13 protein-coding genes are annotated in these 15,530 nt (G+C 53.1%); 4 read left to right on the forward strand and 9 right to left on the reverse strand.

Annotated elements, in window-relative coordinates; translation table 11 throughout:
- Positions 1-103: 103 nt before the first annotated feature.
- From Q1A54_RS03200 to Q1A54_RS03210, 3 genes are all read right to left on the reverse strand, one after another.
- Positions 104-1,060, reverse strand: a complete 957-nt coding sequence (locus Q1A54_RS03200) for a toprim domain-containing protein (RefSeq protein ID WP_196114293.1) — start codon at positions 1,058-1,060, stop codon at positions 104-106.
- Between the two features lie 86 nt (positions 1,061-1,146).
- Positions 1,147-1,479 carry a helix-turn-helix domain-containing protein gene (locus Q1A54_RS03205; RefSeq protein WP_116541351.1) on the reverse strand — a complete coding sequence of 111 codons (333 nt, stop codon included), beginning with the start codon at positions 1,477-1,479 and terminating at the stop codon, positions 1,147-1,149.
- Positions 1,480-1,571: 92 nt separating this feature from the next.
- Complete coding sequence (locus Q1A54_RS03210) at positions 1,572-2,525, reverse strand: hypothetical protein (protein ID WP_116541350.1); 954 nt, start codon at positions 2,523-2,525, stop codon at positions 1,572-1,574.
- A gap of 633 nt (positions 2,526-3,158) precedes the next feature.
- On the opposite strand from Q1A54_RS03210, the gene Q1A54_RS03215 reads away from it, so the two are divergent.
- Positions 3,159-4,766, forward strand: a complete 1,608-nt coding sequence (locus Q1A54_RS03215) for a PDDEXK nuclease domain-containing protein (RefSeq protein WP_116541349.1) — start codon at positions 3,159-3,161, stop codon at positions 4,764-4,766.
- 22 nt (positions 4,767-4,788) lie between these two features.
- Here Q1A54_RS03215 and Q1A54_RS03220 read toward each other — a convergent pair whose 3' ends face one another.
- From Q1A54_RS03220 to Q1A54_RS03230, 3 genes are read right to left on the reverse strand one after another with little or no spacing between them, the layout of a single operon-like run.
- Positions 4,789-5,274, reverse strand: a complete 486-nt coding sequence (locus Q1A54_RS03220; protein WP_116541348.1) for a Mov34/MPN/PAD-1 family protein — start codon at positions 5,272-5,274, stop codon at positions 4,789-4,791.
- Complete coding sequence (locus tag Q1A54_RS03225; RefSeq protein ID WP_116541347.1) at positions 5,271-7,082, reverse strand: ThiF family adenylyltransferase; 1,812 nt, start codon at positions 7,080-7,082, stop codon at positions 5,271-5,273. Before Q1A54_RS03225 ends, Q1A54_RS03220 begins: the two co-directional genes overlap by 4 nt.
- Before the next feature lie 11 nt (positions 7,083-7,093).
- Positions 7,094-7,537: a DUF1508 domain-containing protein gene (locus Q1A54_RS03230; RefSeq protein WP_116541346.1), complete on the reverse strand. Its 444-nt coding sequence runs from the start codon at positions 7,535-7,537 to the stop codon at positions 7,094-7,096.
- A gap of 185 nt (positions 7,538-7,722) precedes the next feature.
- Here Q1A54_RS03230 and Q1A54_RS03235 point away from each other — a divergent pair, with 185 nt between their 5' ends.
- Positions 7,723-8,730 carry a WYL domain-containing protein gene (locus tag Q1A54_RS03235; RefSeq protein WP_116541345.1) on the forward strand — a complete coding sequence of 336 codons (1,008 nt, stop codon included), beginning with the start codon at positions 7,723-7,725 and terminating at the stop codon, positions 8,728-8,730.
- A 116-nt stretch (positions 8,731-8,846) separates the two neighbouring features.
- Here the strand turns inward: Q1A54_RS03235 and Q1A54_RS03240 are convergent, their stop codons facing one another.
- Positions 8,847-9,317, reverse strand: a complete 471-nt coding sequence (locus Q1A54_RS03240) for a RadC family protein (RefSeq protein WP_116541344.1) — start codon at positions 9,315-9,317, stop codon at positions 8,847-8,849.
- Between the two features lie 641 nt (positions 9,318-9,958).
- Here Q1A54_RS03240 and Q1A54_RS03245 point away from each other — a divergent pair.
- Together Q1A54_RS03245 and Q1A54_RS03250 are read left to right on the forward strand one after the other, a co-directional pair.
- Entirely contained in the window at positions 9,959-10,438 is a 480-nt protein-coding gene (locus Q1A54_RS03245) for a MauE/DoxX family redox-associated membrane protein (RefSeq protein WP_196114294.1), read from the forward strand.
- Between the two features lie 152 nt (positions 10,439-10,590).
- Positions 10,591-10,878, forward strand: a complete 288-nt coding sequence (locus Q1A54_RS03250; protein WP_196114295.1) for a hypothetical protein — start codon at positions 10,591-10,593, stop codon at positions 10,876-10,878.
- 68 nt (positions 10,879-10,946) lie between these two features.
- On the opposite strand, the gene Q1A54_RS03255 is transcribed toward Q1A54_RS03250, so the two are convergent.
- Both Q1A54_RS03255 and Q1A54_RS03260 read right to left on the reverse strand, forming a co-directional pair.
- Positions 10,947-12,302: a RagB/SusD family nutrient uptake outer membrane protein gene (locus Q1A54_RS03255; RefSeq protein ID WP_196114296.1), complete on the reverse strand. Its 1,356-nt coding sequence runs from the start codon at positions 12,300-12,302 to the stop codon at positions 10,947-10,949.
- Between the two features lie 18 nt (positions 12,303-12,320).
- On the reverse strand, positions 12,321-15,512 hold the full coding sequence (locus Q1A54_RS03260) for a SusC/RagA family TonB-linked outer membrane protein (RefSeq protein WP_196114297.1): 3,192 nt from the start codon (positions 15,510-15,512) through the stop codon (positions 12,321-12,323).
- Positions 15,513-15,530: the final 18 nt, after the last annotated feature.

The raw sequence follows: 15,530 nt of genomic DNA on the forward strand, positions 1-15,530 counted from the left end.
TTGTTGCTTCACGTTGTAAGAAGAATCCCCTGCTGCGACCACCGGGAGCAGCGGTGCCGGCAGGAGTTTTTGTATGACAAAAACACAAACTTGCTCCCCACTTTCAGAGGCTCCTTCCCCTGGCCCCCTTCCGGTGTCCGAAGCCTGGCCGAAGCTTCTTGGGCTTCCCCCGCCTGGCCACCAGCAGCTCGTTCACATCCTTGTAGTTCTGGTAAAGGGAGGAGCGGTCCCGGCAGTTCAGCCCCGACCTGAGGAGCCGCTCCGTCACCTTCCTGCCCGCCTGATCATGATCCAGGAAAAGCAGCACTTGCCGGTGCCGGCCAAGCACGTCCAGACTTCTATTAACCAGTGCAAGGGAGTTGAGGACCAGAAAGCTGGAGCTGGTTGTGAGGCGGGGGCGAAGCTCGAGGAGGGAGAGGAAATCCATGAAGCCCTCCACCAGGCAGACGGTGCCCGCGCCGTTGTCCACGAATGTGATGTCCTTGGGGGAGGAGGAGCCCTTGAACCAGGCGTTGCGCAGCTCGTAGCCGCCCGAGCGATTTTGAAAGCCGATGGCTTCATAGCGCCTGGAGCCGATAGAGAAGCTGACCTCTTGGCAAAAGGGGCCTGCCGTATGAAGGCTGATGCCCCGCTGTAGCAGGTAGTTTGCCAGCGGGCTGTTCTCCTCCAGCGGCTTTGCCGCCAGCACTTTGATACTATTGAAGGGCGCTGGCGAGAGAGGGGGAACTTCTCCCTCTGCTTGTTTCCCGGTTGATTGTATACCGTGGCTAGATGTTGCTGCTGAAGCAATAGTCTGCCCGGAGAGGAGCCGGATGACCTCCCGGATCGAGGCGGTGCGGTGGAGGCGCAGCGCCAGGTCGATGACCTTGCCGCCCTCCCCTGTGCCGTGGTCGTACCAGCGGTTCAGGCGCGTGTTGACCTTGAAGGAGGGCGTGCGCTCGGCCATCCGCACCGGGGAGATGTACCACCAGTCACAGCCCCTCCTGTAGGCAGGCTGGATGCCCTGGCTGGCCAGGTAATCCGTGATGGAGATTTCGCTGTTGATCTGCTGGATGTTCATCGGTTTTCCCTTCAGAGGCGAGAGTGGAAATGATCGGGGCGGGAAGCGCTTTTTCCCGTGGCAGGCATTCTTTTTCCTGGAAGGCGCTATTTTCTTTTTCTGCCGGCTGCAAGCTGGACCGCCTCCTCGCGGATCTCGGAGACAGTCTTCCTGCGGCCCTGTCGGACCCATTCCTCCAGCTCACTTCGGTGAAAATACAGGCGCTTGCCCCGCTTGCTGAAGGGCACCTCCCGGCAGCTGACCTTAGTGTAGAGCGTGGCCACGGAGAGGTGGAGGAGGGTGGCGGCCTCCTGGACGTTGAGGATGGCCGCTGCCTCCTGGTGGGGGCGTTGTTCGAGTAGCAGCCGCTCGATGCGGCCCATCTTCTCGTGCAGCAGGCTGACGGCGCGGGGGAGTTGGTCGAAGGTGAGGTTTTCCATGGCAGCGTTCTGTTTGGTTTGTGCTACAATGGTAATGACTATGTTTGCAAGGCTGCAAGTGGGTAGTCCTGCATCCTGCCTGTTTCCTACCGTTAGTTATAGTTTTTCTGTGTGCGGAGCACCGGGTAAACAGCATAAGTTCCGTCCGGTTGTTTCCGCACGTCTAGGATAGGGGACTGGCAGGGCTTGGCGTTGGAGGAGATGATGGCGGCTAGGTAGTTGGGCGGCAGGGTTCTTTGCTGTTTGCGGTAGACATAGGCAAAGTGGGCCGCTATCCACGACTCCAGTTCGCCTTTCAGGCAGCCCACGATCAGGTTGGCCTCATAGAGCTGCTTGAAGGCGTCGGCCAGCTGGTTGCCATTCCCGTGGAAGAGCAGGGGAGAGGCCGGGGAATGGTTTCCCTCGAGGAGGGCCAGCAGCTGCTGCTGATCCCCCGGGGTGAAGTAGCCCTTTAGGACTTCAAAGAGCCTCTCCCGCACCCCGTCCACAAACCGGGGATGGCCTGTGACAGGCCTGGCAGGAACGGTATTTTCCGTGGCTGCCTCCTGCGGGGTGGGAAGCAGCGCCTGCACGTGCCGGATGAGATGGGCCAGCAAAGATTCCCGCAGCTTGACCGACTCGCCCAGGTCATCCACCAGCTCCTCCCGGACCGCGATGCCGGCCTCGATGGGCTGCAGGTTGCGCAGGACAAACAGCTCCGGCAGGCTGAGCTGGTGGAGGTGGCCGGCCGGGTAGGCTCGCCCGTAGTCCGGGGCATGGTTGTGGAAGCTGACCCAGAAGGCCCTGAAGCGGTCTTCTATCCCGGTGATCTGCTCCAGGACGAGCTGCAGCTGCGGGTGGCGAAGGGGGAGCAGATCCAATGCCGCCATCTGGGCAAGGAGCCTGAGCTCGCTCTCGAAAACGGCCGCCTCGTCGTAGGGCGTCTCGTGCCTGATGTCGTAGGTGCTCACCTCTCGGAGGCCCAGAGGGCCTACAGCCTCTTTCCTATGGATAAGCCTAAGCTCAAAGGTCTGCAGGCGGGTCAGGAATTGCTTCAGGTGCTTCATGACGTGAGTTTTTTAGGTAATTTGGTACGGCATTATTCAGCCTCCTAAGAGGACTGCTGTTTCAACAATTAACTTATGGGAGACTCAGCTTAACCTCATTCTTACAAGTAAAGGCTCTCCCTGCAAGTATCGAATAATAAGAAATGGGCACCACGAATTTTGAAATTTAATATAAGCATTTAGAAATATATACACAAGGTATTGCCGCCTCTGGCTCCCTCCCTTTCTGGAGGCTAGCTTAGTCGACAGCGACCAGGCTAACGACCAAGCTGAAGAAGAACTTGCGAAGGGACTGGCACCAGAGCATATAAAGTTCCTACAGTATGCTTTGAAACCAGCTAAACGGAAAGACATTTTAGAGAGGACGTATTAGGCTTGGCAACTCATACGGACAACGTACGGCGCTATATCGACCCTTTGATAGCCGAGGGTTTGTTGGAACGAACTATTAAGAATCGACCCAGCGGTCCTTTACAGCAATATATTATAACAGAGAGGTGAAAGATGCTGAAGCATCAACAAAGGCAGTAGATTCCTTCTACTCCTAAAGAAACTGGAGCCGGGCCCTCTGTAGCTGCAAGAAATTTTGATAATATTTCTTGCAGCTATCTATGCATCGGTGTAATATTAAGCATGAAGGACATTGAACTTAGCGGTACTTACCGATCCTGGTTTGCTGAGCTGAAGAGTAAGATACAGACTGCGCAGCTTAAGGCGGCGGTAAGAGTTAACACGGAGCTTATTCTAGTATACTGGCAGCTTGGAGAGGCTATTGTGCAGAAGCAGCAGGAGGCCAGCTGGGGAGACACCCTGATTGAGCAGCTATCCAGCGATCTTAGCAGTGCGTTTCCAGAGATGAAAGGATTTTCCCGAACCAATCTCTTCTACATCAAGAAGTGGTACCTGTTCTACAGCCGTGAGCGAGGCTTAGTGTCCCAACTTGTCGGCCAATTTCGCGACATTCCTCATCTAGACGCTACACAGGAATTAGTCCCACAACTTGTGGGACTAATTCCTTGGGGGCATAATCGTGAAATCGTCACTAAGTGCTCTAGCGTCAAGGAAGCGCTCTTTTACGTCAGCGAGACAATCCGCCATGGCTGGTCACGCGCGATGTTGCTGCACCAGTTGGCGAGCAGGCTGTATCAGAGGCAGGGCCAGACCCTGAACAATTTCGCATTAACGCTTCCCAAGCCACAAGCCGATTTAGCCATCGAAACGCTCAAGAACCCCTATAACTTCGATTTCCTAACCCTGGGGCCGGAAGCACGTGAAAGGGATTTGGAGAATGCGCTGGCCAACCAGATAACCAAGTTTCTGCTGGAGCTAGGGCAAGGGTTTGCCTACATGGGCAGGCAATACCGCTTAAACATCGATGGAGATGATTTCTATCTGGACATACTGCTCTACCACACTAAGCTGCGCTGCCACGTTGTAGTGGAACTGAAGGTGACGGAGTTCCAGCCGGAGTTTGCAGGAAAGCTGAACTTCTACCTCAATGCGGTAGATGCGCAACTGCGGCAGCCGGCCGACAACCCAAGCATCGGCATCTTGCTTTGCAAAACCCCCAACAAGGTGGTGGTAGAATACTCTCTTAAGAATATGTCTGCCCCCCTAGGAGTGGCCGAATACCAGGTGCTGCAAGCAGTTCCGGAGGGCCTGAAGGGAGAGCTGCCAACCATAGAGGCCCTAGAGCAGGAGCTGGAGAAGGAGATACAAACTCCTGAAAGGCCATTGGATCAAAAGCTCAAGAAGCTAAAGGATTTGCTCAAATCAGTAGATAGAGAGGAGGTAAAGAAAGGCAAGGACAGGGAGTCTGTCGTTTCGCTGTTTGAAAAGGTGCTGCCGGAATTAGCTACCAGAATAACTAAAGGACTGAAAGAAGTAACGCCTCTGTTCAGTGACTTTTGGTTGATGAAGTCTATAAATCATACCTCCAAAGTCAACTATACCAAAGAGGAGCTGGAAGAGATCCTACAGCGTGAAAACGTTCATCAAATCGGGTTAGCAATACGCCTAGAGGGCTTCAAAAAGGCTGGTACAAAAGTATTCGGATTATCAAAAGACTTGGTATTCACACTAGAGGCTTATAAGTATGAGGTAGGGGCCGACAGGCATCATGCATGGCTGGAAAAGCTATATCATCAGGATTGGACGGACGAAGATCTTCAGAATCTGTCAGACAGATGGTGCGAGGAAGTGGTAGAACACATTACGCAGCGGCTTGAAAGCATACAGTAACGACAGCATTACCCTGCAAATTCTAGAATGCCGACAGAACAGTATGAGCTTTTTTTGCACGATGAAGATATACTTCTCCATGTAAACCTTCTAAAGGAGAACCACCAATAATCAGAAGCAAAGGCGTACAAGCACCATGTAGGCGTCCTAAAGCAAAATCCTGCATTTGCTTTAAATCGACAGCACTCGCCTGAGGAGAGGATGCAGGGTGACTGTGCCACTCGCCTACATAGTGCAATAGAGGGTCTTTCTTTTTGGCGGCTGCCAAGGCTTTGAATATACCCTCGGTTCCTCTCAAAAAAGAGGTGCGACCGTGCTTTGAGTCGACTGGAGCAGCGGTCGCGATGGAAATTGTTGCCATGCGAAGGTTACCATCGTAACGACCTATCAGGATACCACCCGTTTCTAAGGGATGATATCGGGAAATATCATCCTTGATAACAGCGAGTGCCTCATCTAGGAAGTGGGCACAGTATTTCCCGTCGGAGGAGCAGAATAAAGGGTTCATGCCAAAGATCCCCTGATCACTCTTTCAAGCTTTGGAACTTGCCATGAGTGACAATGTCCGACAGGCAATGAGACTTGTCTTTCATACACCTGCTCGATAAGTTCCACAGCTATACCAGCAAGTCCAGTAATTCTATTAAGGCGGGCAGGAGTCAATGGATGCCAGCACCCTACACCACGGGGCATATCTTCTTTTAAAGCAGCCAAGTGCTCTTCAACCCTGAAAGGTTCAAACCACTCATGAAAAGCATCGGCGTCGAAACTGGAAGCAGAATCCGAATAGAAAAACAAGCGCTGCGCATGAAGACCCAGCGAGAGGCTGATAATCGGCACCTGGCCCGCAATGCCAAGAAACGGCAGCTCCCGCAACACCGTGTCTGAGGCTGTAGCATCAATGACAAGTGTGGCAGCATTCACTGCTTCTTCCAAGGCCTTATCTTTTGAAGTAGCTGAAACCGCAAGCCCCACCACGCTGGCCGAGGGGTTAGCATGGTTCAAACCGTAGGCGACGGAAATAGCCTTGTTCCTGTTTAGCTGTGGCAGGTTCAACGGGTGCCGGACCAGATTGCCAGCCTCCAGTAAGTCTGGATCCACTATGGTCATGTCAGTAACCCCCATACGGACCAACTGCTCAGCCAAATGAGCGCCCAGAGCCCCTGCCCCTATCAAAAGCACATTCGCCTTACGTAAAGGGAGTGAAATCCTACCTCTGCTTTGCAAATCATTTGGATGCCAGTTTTCTGCTCTGCTCACCCATCGGACAGGCGAGGAGCTTCGAAGCGTATTTTCTACCAAAGAAATGCGAGCCTTGGCAGAAGCATTGGTTTTTGGCGACAAAACAAGGGCTTGCCAGTGATACCTGTAGGGTTCTTCTTTTACTTTGCTTGGAATCGGCATGCCTACAAAAAGAAGAAGCTCGTTGTGGGTCCTGAGCTTAGCCAAGGAAGGTCTAAGTAAATCGATAAGCGATTTTCCTTGACTGGCCACAGCGTCAGTAAGTTCCTTCATGGTCGCAGGCACTTGCCAGCGGTTAATTACTGGGACCTCATCCAGGCGAACCCACAAAGCATCTTGATGGCTAGGCAATTGATCAATAGCTGTTCCCCAAGAAGGTTCATATACTGTTTTGTCACCTCTATGGTCCTTGAACTCCTGCACTATGGCAACATGGTTCAAATAGGATACAGCCGCAGTGCCAGCGTAAAAAGGACTCTGCTTCCAGTGAGAAAAAGAAACCTCATCTTCATAATAAGCCAATGTAAATACCTTGTTCTTAGACTCAGTTGCTGTATACCTAAAGCCTGTGTCAAAGTCAGGTAGCTCAAAGTGATCCCCCGCGACTGCTAAGGTGTCTGTAGCAGCGCATTGCAGCCATTCCAGCGCCCTCGCCGCATGCCAAACCACACGGTGCACGGTTGAGGTGGGCTCAGTCTCCATCGCATTACGTGAAGCGGCAAACCCATGGGTTTCGCTTAGGCTACAGATATGTCCGTTGCGTACCGGCCACAGAGGGTGTACTCCTCCATTGTACTGCTGATGCTCAAAAGTCGCGGTTACTCCTTCCTGCCCGTTGGAAGGATGCACTTGTACTTTTCCCCAGGGGTCAACGCTGAAGTCAACGATGATTCCCCACTCTGTGAAACGGTAAACGTCCTTCGTCGGCTTTGTACCGAGCATCTCTAAGCGGATACGCAGTATCCAAGCATTGCTTGAGGGGATTGGCTCCCAGTCTCCCAGGAGCTCAATACCTCTCATTCCTGACATCAAGACACTGCTTTGGCCCAAAGCCAATTGGTCAAGCTCATTCATAAGGCAGAAGATTATGCGAATCGCCCTCCACCGGTAGACCCGCCTTGGCTTGGAGGAATATAACCGCCTCCACTGTTGCCGCTGCTGTTCTGTTTACCGATCTCGCGAAGCAAGGCCTTTACGTTTTGAATAGCCCGCGTTACATTGTACTCACTGGCATAGCCTTCCGAGCCGTCGGCCAGAACTTTGTTGTTCTTAGCCTGGAAGCGCCAGCGCCACTCACCTGCTTTGTCTTCGAAATACTCCCATTCCGGCCCGTGACCGGACTCTTCATCTCGGGACACTTTTCGCTCTGGGGCATTTGGCCCCAATGTTGTGAACAGGGCCGCTCCTTTCTCGCAGTCCTTACGGTCGTTGTAACCTTCTCCTGAGTCAGCCACAATTGCGCCGTTGTCATCCTTTAGGCGCCAGCGCCATTCAAGACTTTTGTCTTGATAAAAATTGAATCCTTTCATGTGTTGAGTTAAATGTTATAAAATATGGAATGTTAAAAGCTGATGATAGACTCTTTTTATCATTAATTTTCAGACGCCTATTTAATTTACTTTATTCTCTTTTGTTCTATACAAAGCTATAGCTCTTGAACGCAACCTATTTGCGTTCAAGTAAAAAAATGTAAATTGTTGAAAAATAATTTGGTATGCCGCAGAATAAGCAAGCATATGTGCGAATGAGGGTAATTGATGATTGCTTGAGAAGCAAGATCAGGAAGTATTGGTCAAAGACTGACTTAATTGAAAAAATTAGTAACACAAAAGACATTAAGATAAGCGAAAGAACCCTCGATTATGATATCTACTTGATGCGTAACTGTTCTCAGCTCAACTACAATGCTCCAATAGGGTACTCGAAGAAAGAAAACGGCTACTTTTACTCAGATTCTAACTTCTCCATAGCCAATCTGCCCTTAAACGAAATTGAGTTTAACGCACTTGCAACGGCTGCTGCAACACTAAACCAGTTTAAGCACATATCTGTCTTTCGGGAATTTGCCTCAACAGTAGATAAGGTAATCAACCTTGTACAGCACATAGAATATCAAAGGTCGGAAACCGGTTTGAAGTTCATGGACTTTGAGGAAGCTCCGTATTCTGTAGGCAATGAGCATTTAGACATACTTATTGATGCAACCAGGCATAAATACCCAGTTAGACTGATATATAAGAAATTTGATGCTGCCAGACCCAAACCACGTACAGTTAGTCCATATTTGCTCAAGGAGTACCGCAACAGGTGGTATTTAGTAGGATTACAACATGAGACAGGCAGCCTGAGAAAATTTGCATTAGACAGAATCTGTAGTCTTGAGCCTACTCGGGATACTGTGTTTATGGATAACTATGGGTTCAACCCTCAACTTCATTTTAAAAATGCCATTGGTATTTCTTTGGAAGAAGAAACAGTAGAGGACGTAACTCTATCTTTTACTCCACATGACGGGAATTACATAAAGACACAGTATCTTCATAGCTCTCAGGAAATTCTAATTGATGACAAAACAGAGCTAAGAGTAAGGCTAAAGGTGGTGATTAACTATGAGCTTATTTCTACTATTCTAAGTTTTGGAATGGCTGTTAAGGTTATTGAACCTGCAGTTTTGAAGCAAAAAGTAATCGATAACTTAAAGAGTTGTCTTCAACTTTATTAGAGACTACTCATTTTAGGATTTAGTAGTATTAATTATAACCACCCTTAATCACATAATCTAGGTATCAACTAATGCTTGTCTGAAGTGATGAATTTTCTTAATGTGATAAATGGACCCTACAAGAGCCCTTCATCTGCCATGGAATAATAGGTCTCGCTGGTGAGGATAATGTGATCCAGTACAACAATGTCGAGCAGTTCTCCGCCTTGCTTCATTTTCTTTGTCAATTGTAAGTCTGCCGCACTCGGCTTGGTGTTGCCGGAGGGGTGGTTGTGGCAGAGGATGATGGAGCTGGCGCAAGCTTTAAGCGCTGCAGCGAAGATAAGCTTCGGGTCAGCCACCGTGCCTGCCACGCCTCCGGTTGAAAGCTCGTAAATGCCCAGCACCCTGTTGGCCCTGTTGAGAAGCATTACCTTGAACTGCTCCACAAACTCTATCTTTCCTGTATCCCAGCTTTGGCGGAGCACCGCTGCGCTGTCAGTGGAACTGGTTACCTGTGGACGCTCGGATGGTTTTACTTTGGAGCGGTAAGTCAGCTTGATTTCTGCTACTCTGTTTAATCCGGATTTTTTAGTCAGCTTTTCCATAATCTTGTTCTTTTGAGTATGAGGAATTGATTATGGTGCCCTCACTGCATCCGGGATCGGACTGAGGGCATAGGTGGAGCCTGTAAAAATGCGGAGGGCTCCTTTCAGGGATACCCATTTTTTCAGGACTACCTTGTCCCGTGTCCGGGCCGCAAGGCTACCTTTGCGCCGAAATGAATGACAGTGGACTTTTGCTTTGAAGTGTCCTAAGTAGTGTTCTTACAGGATTGTCTTTTATTTGGACTTCCTACTAAGGCAATTGCTTCTATTTGCAGGTTCTGAAAACTCATGTCTTGTTTTAAAAACAAATTAGTGAACTTGTTGAGTGTTTAAGTCGCTCAACAACTCCTAACTGTAGTTTGCCAAGTTTCTCCTTGACCTCCATAGCAAGGTAAATACTGATCAGCCCTCCTCTAACTCCAATCCAGATAGTTATGGGCGGGTGCTGGCACCAAGAAAGAGCCGCCATGCGAATCCGTCATCATTAACTCTCTTATCTACTCTACCTTCTCCTTTCAGGCCACCCAGTTACGAATGTAAGCGCATTTGGTTTCCTGAAAATAGCCTATTCTTCTGTTCTGGAACAGAATTTTCCAAGAAGTCTTCCTTTACCTTTATACTACACCAAAAGGGAAAGGGACATGAATAAAAAGCTGGCCATAGAGGGGATTACAGCACTGCTGATCCTGCTATTTCTTTATACTGCGCTGAGCAAACTGCTGAATCTGCATGCTTTCCGGGGGCAGCTGATGCTGCAGCCCTTCCCTGCAGGATGGGACACCTTGCTGCTGTGGGCACTGCCCTTGACAGAGCTACTGGTTTGTGTTTTGCTTTTCTTTCAGCGGACACGACTGCAGGGCCTCTACCTGGCAACGCTTCTGATGTTGGTTTTCACTCTGTACGTTGCCCTGGTTCTTACTCGCGCTTTCGGCTACATTCCCTGCAGCTGCGGGGGTGTGCTGGAGCGGATGGACTGGGAGACACACCTGGTCTTTAATATAGTTTTTCTGGCTTTGGCGATCACAGCGACAATACTTCATAAACGATCAGAACGGCAGGAGCCTGCTGTGCGGGCTGCGGCTGGGCTATCTAACGGAAAGGAGGGAAGCGGTAAAGAGTAAGCATGGAAACAGCGCAGCAGGGGAGCCCCGCTGCATGGGAAACGACAGTATAAATTTTCCGACTGGGCAAGGGCTCGGGAGCCAGTTGGAGCAGGTGATCGCCTGAACCTGCCAATCTCAGGCAACTTTAAATTTTTAATACCATGAAAAAGATGAATTTGAGTATGCTCGCCATTTTGCTGGGGACAGCGTTGGCGGTTGCGGGAGTCGAGGGGAACTCGCAGCCGGAAGCGCAACAGGAGCAGTGGTTCCTGCTGCAGATGGGAGGTGATCCCTCTGATCCGAATGACTACACTATAACAGGTGGATCACCGTCCAACTGCGTGGTGGGCGACCACCGCTGCGCTATTCTAGCGGAGGAGGATGCAACCAATCCAGGTAAGCCGACGCAGGATGGTGTAGATGACCCTGCAAGGGAAGTGTTCCGCAGCCAACAGTAGGCAAGGAAGCGCTTTTCTGATTTAAAAAAAGCCTGATGCGAATACGCACCAGGCTTTTTGGTGTGTGCTCAGTTCTGCTGAATGCCGCTTATTTCGATTACCCTCTGGGGAAGCGGAAAAACGTAGCGAGTATCCCCCGGGGGGAGCGTGTGTGTGCCTTCTGGCAGTTCTCGGGTCAGCGAAACGGCGTAGCGGCTATCCTTGTTGAGGCGGCGCAGGTCAGCCCAGCGCATGCTTCGGAAGGCCAGCTCTTTTCTGCGTTCCTCCAAGATGATGTCCAATGCCTGGGTGCCGTCAGTAGCTTCCAGGGGCGTGAAGGTACCGGCCTTCCAGCGTTTTTCCAGCAGGACATTAAGCGTGGCCATGGCTGGCCCCGCCTGACCCAGCCGGGCATGGCACTCGGCGCGGATCAGGTACAGCTCGTCGGTGGCGAGCCCGGTGAAGAGGAGAATGGACCCGGCGTAACTTCCCCGGAAACCGATGTTGCCGGGTTCATACTCGTGGTAGAAGACTTCCCGGCGCAGGTCATTCTCCCCATAGAGCGCGTACAGGTCCGGGTTCACTTTCCCCGCCGGGTAGTAAGTGCCGGAGAGCATAAACATGGTGCTGTGGAAAATCACCTCCTCGTTCATACCTGGGATCGGGTTCGCTGCGTTCAGGTCCAGCAGGTTGTAGTCCAGCAGTTTGTCATGCAAACTGAGGGCTCTGTCCGCATAGGAGAGGGCCTCGGGGTAACGCTCCATCTGCAAAAGGGTGCGGGCGAGCAGCGCGAAGGCGGACGGCTTGGAGGGCCGTGTCTTGTAAGCTGGCACTTTCGGCAGCAGTTCTGCGGCTGTTTGCAGGTCTGCCAGCACCTGGTCGTAACTTTCCTGCACGGATGCCCTACCAGCACGCTCGTTGATGTCAGGGGTCAGTTTGAGCACAATGCCCGGGTCTTGAGCTGCCGTAGCCTCATTGTAGGGCTTCGCATAGACCTGCAGCAGGTTGTAGAAGGCATTTGCCCGGTAGAAAAGCGCGCTCCCCCTGATCATGTTCCACTCGCTTTTTTGGTGAGGGGCGGGCTCCAGTTTTTCCGTGCCCTCCAGCACCAGGTTGGCGTACAGTACCGCGTTGTAAGACAGAGACCAGTCATTGCGGTCACTGTCATTGTAGACATCCCGCTCCCAGGCGTAGACGTTCTTGACCGTCAGACTGGAGAGGGCGTTCCAGTCCGCAGGCCTGATATATAAGTTGTCGGCGGCGACTTCGCCTGTAAAAGGAGTCTCCTGGTTCAGTACGTAGTTGTTGTCGAGCAGGCGCAGGAGGTTCTCAAGCCTATCAGTCGGGATCGCCAGCGACTTGTCAGGCTTTACGTCCAGGAAATGCTCGCAGGACGAAAGCGAAATCGCCAAGAGTAGGGTGAAAATGCATTTTATCTTTTTCATGGTATCGATCTTTTAGGATTAGAAGCCAACCCGGAAGCCCATGGATAGGGTCGGTGGCGGTGTCATGTAGTGGGCATGGTCTGGGTCAAGGCCGTGCTTGTTGGCGCGCCACAGGATTCCCAGGTCCCGCGCTACGGCGTAGAGCTGGACGTGCTGCACCATGCGCCAAGAATCAGACGGCTGCAGCACGTCTACCGTGAGGTTGATGTCCTGCAGCCGTATATGGTCCCCTTTCTCCACCAGGGCGGCGGAGTTGGCGTAAAAGGTGTCGCGGTTCACATTATTAGGGTAGACCATGGATGGAACCGAAGTGCGCTGCTCGTCTCCCGGCTGCTGCCAGCGGTGGGCAAAGTCCGGGTGGCTTACCCAGCCCTGGAATAGGTTGTTGTAGTGGATGGAGGGGCGCCTGAAGTAATACCCGAAGCGGTAGCTGATATTTCCGGACAGCGTGACGCCCTTGTAGCGGAAGGTGTTCAGGAAGGAGCCGAAAACAGGAGGCAGGGCTGGGCCATGGTAGACCAGTTCCTCCAGCTGCGTATGCCGGGTGATGGCCGTGTAGTCTTTGCTTAGTTCCCCCTCAACGAGGCCCTGCGGATCTCCTGTCTGCGGGTCCAGCCCCTGCCAGGCGTAGCTGTAGATGCTGTGCGGGGGGCGCCCCTCAACCGGCGTGACGGAGAGGCCGGAATTGATGAAAGTGCTGCCGCTAGCCGTGGTGTGCTCATAGCGGGTGACCTCGCTTCTGTTGTAGTTGAAGAGCAGGGTACTGCTCCAATTCAGGCCCCTATCCAGCACTTTTCCGGTCAGTGAGAGGTCCACGCCGTTGCCTTTCATGGAGGCGACGTTGCGGCGGATCCTGCTGCTTATCACACCGGCCGTCGGGTCCACGAGAGCATCACCGATCAGGTCCGTACCCTTCTTGATGTAATAGTCAAGCGTGCCGTGCAGGCGCTCGTTTTTCAGGCGGAAATCCAGGCCCATGTTCCAGGTGGCTGCTTTCTCCCAACGCAGGTCCGGGTTCGGGTAGGTGCGCACAACCGCGTAAGGGCCGCCGTTCAGGTTGCCCGAAACGGAGCTGATGGTGGCCAGGGCGGTCAGGTTGTTGTCCAGGTTGCCGTTGTAGCCAAAGGAAGTTCTGGCCTTTAGGTATTCTAGCCAGGGAAGGGAAAAGAAGTCCTCCCGGTGTGCGTTCCAGGCCAGTCCGGCTGACCAGAGGGGAACGCCGCGTTGGTTGCTGTTCACCCCAAAGAGGTTAGAGGCGTCCTTGCGGGCACTCGCGGTTGCGACATAGCGGCTGTCATAGGTGTACGTGGCATTGGCGTAGTAGGAGGTAAACCGCTGGTTTCGCTCTGAAAAACCGGTGTTGTTTTGAATGCGGCCCCTGGCGGCCGGGTTGAAAGAGAGGGGAAACTGTGTCATATTGTCAACAGGCACGGAGGTGCCCACGCGCTCATCATAGCCATAGGCCCGGAACTGCTGACCGGTGCTGCGCTGTGTCTGCCCTTCGGCACCGGCCATTGCCGACAATTCATGCTTGCCGGCTGATAGGTCGTACCGGAGCTGTCCCCGGCCGTTGTGGGACCGGAACTGGCCGTGCCAGGTGTCAATAATGCTGCCCCGGGGAACAGGGAAGCTCAGCGTTCCGTCCGGGTTCACCTGGGTGAAGCGGTTGATCAGGTTGCGCGTCCCGTATGCCTCGGATGTCTGCAGGTTGGTGTTCAGGTCCTGGTTATGGGCATACTGGTACTTCCCGATAAAAGTCAGGCCTTTGAACAGATCCACGTCCACCCCAACCGTCACGATGGCCTGCTGCTGCTCGATCGTGTGGTCAATTCCGTCAGCATCCCGCAGCGGCACATATTCCCAATTGAGCAGACCGCTGGATGCGGCAGAGGCGGCATAGTCCTGCCGGTAGTCCCTGGGCAGGACCACCGGGTTGCCCTGTTCGTCCGCCAGGCGGGCATAGGGGTAGAGCCTTTTGGACTGGTCCAGGCTGATGTCACTGAAGGCGGGACGCCCGAAGCGCCTGGTCCCCTGCGCCAGGTTGATGCCTGTGTGCAGCGTCAGTCGTTTGGTGGGGGTGTAGCTGTTGTCGGCGCGCAGGCTGATGCGGTGGTTGGGATCACCCAGTTGGCCGGTGGCGGCATCGTAACCGCCTGCCAGGTAATAGGACATGCGCTCACCGCCGCCGCTCAGGTTAAGGGCGTACTGCTGGTTTACCCCGGTATCGTAGAGATGGCGCTGGAAATCGTCCCGTACGTCGTGGGTGGCCAGGCCCTGCAGGGCTTCCTCCAACTGAGCGTCTGTGAGCTGGCCCTTTCGGTGCAGGATCATCAGCTCTACGGCAGGCGAGAGCAAAGTGCGGGCGGGACTGTTCTCCTGGCTGTTGTAGAAGCCTCTGCCGAAAAGAAAGCGTTCCACCCCGATGAAGTCAGCCGGGGCCATCATGGGCACCTGGCTGAAGTCCGGCTTCTGCAATACGCTGACGTTAGCATTGACGTTCACACGCATGGGCTGCTGGAGCCGTCCTTTTTTGGTGGTGATTACGATCACGCCGTTGCCGGCGCGGGCGCCCCAGATGGAAGCAGCTGCCGCGTCCTTGAGCACCGTAATACTCTCCACGTCGTTGGGATTGATGGCGATCAGGCTGCCTTCGTAGGGGAAGTTGTCCAGGATAATGAGCGGTTCGGCATTGCCGTAGATTGTGCTAATGCCCCGGATGTTGACTTTGGGGTTGTTGCGAACGCGCTCGTCGAAGTTAAGCCCGGAGGTGACGCCCTTGAGCCGGTCCAGGATGCCTGGGCTGACGGAGCGGTCGAGCAGCTCCCGCTCCACCTGCGTAAAGGAGCCCGTCACCCGCTCGGGAGCCAGGCGCTCATAGCCCGTGGAGACGAGCACTTCCCCGAGGGACTGGGAGTTTTCACGCAGGGCAATGGTCATTTCCCCATGTATAGGCGGTTTTAGCGGCACCTGCTGTGTGATATAACCCAGAAACGAAATCTCCAGGGTGTCGGCAGCCGGGGGAGGGGCTAGTGTAAAGTGCCCCTCGGGGTCAGTGGCGGTGGCGGTGTTAGTGCCCAGCAGGCGCACCGTGGCACCGGGGAGCGGGTGGTTGCCGGGAGAGGCGACCACACGCCCCTGCAGCCGCTCCTGCCCCAGAGCGGGGAGCGTAATGCAAAACAGCAGGAAAGCGATTAGTAGTTTTGGTTGCATACAGGATTGATTTTTAGG

The sequence above is a fragment of the uncultured Pontibacter sp. genome (assembly GCF_947502515.1).
Lineage (GTDB): Bacteria > Bacteroidota > Bacteroidia > Cytophagales > Hymenobacteraceae > Pontibacter.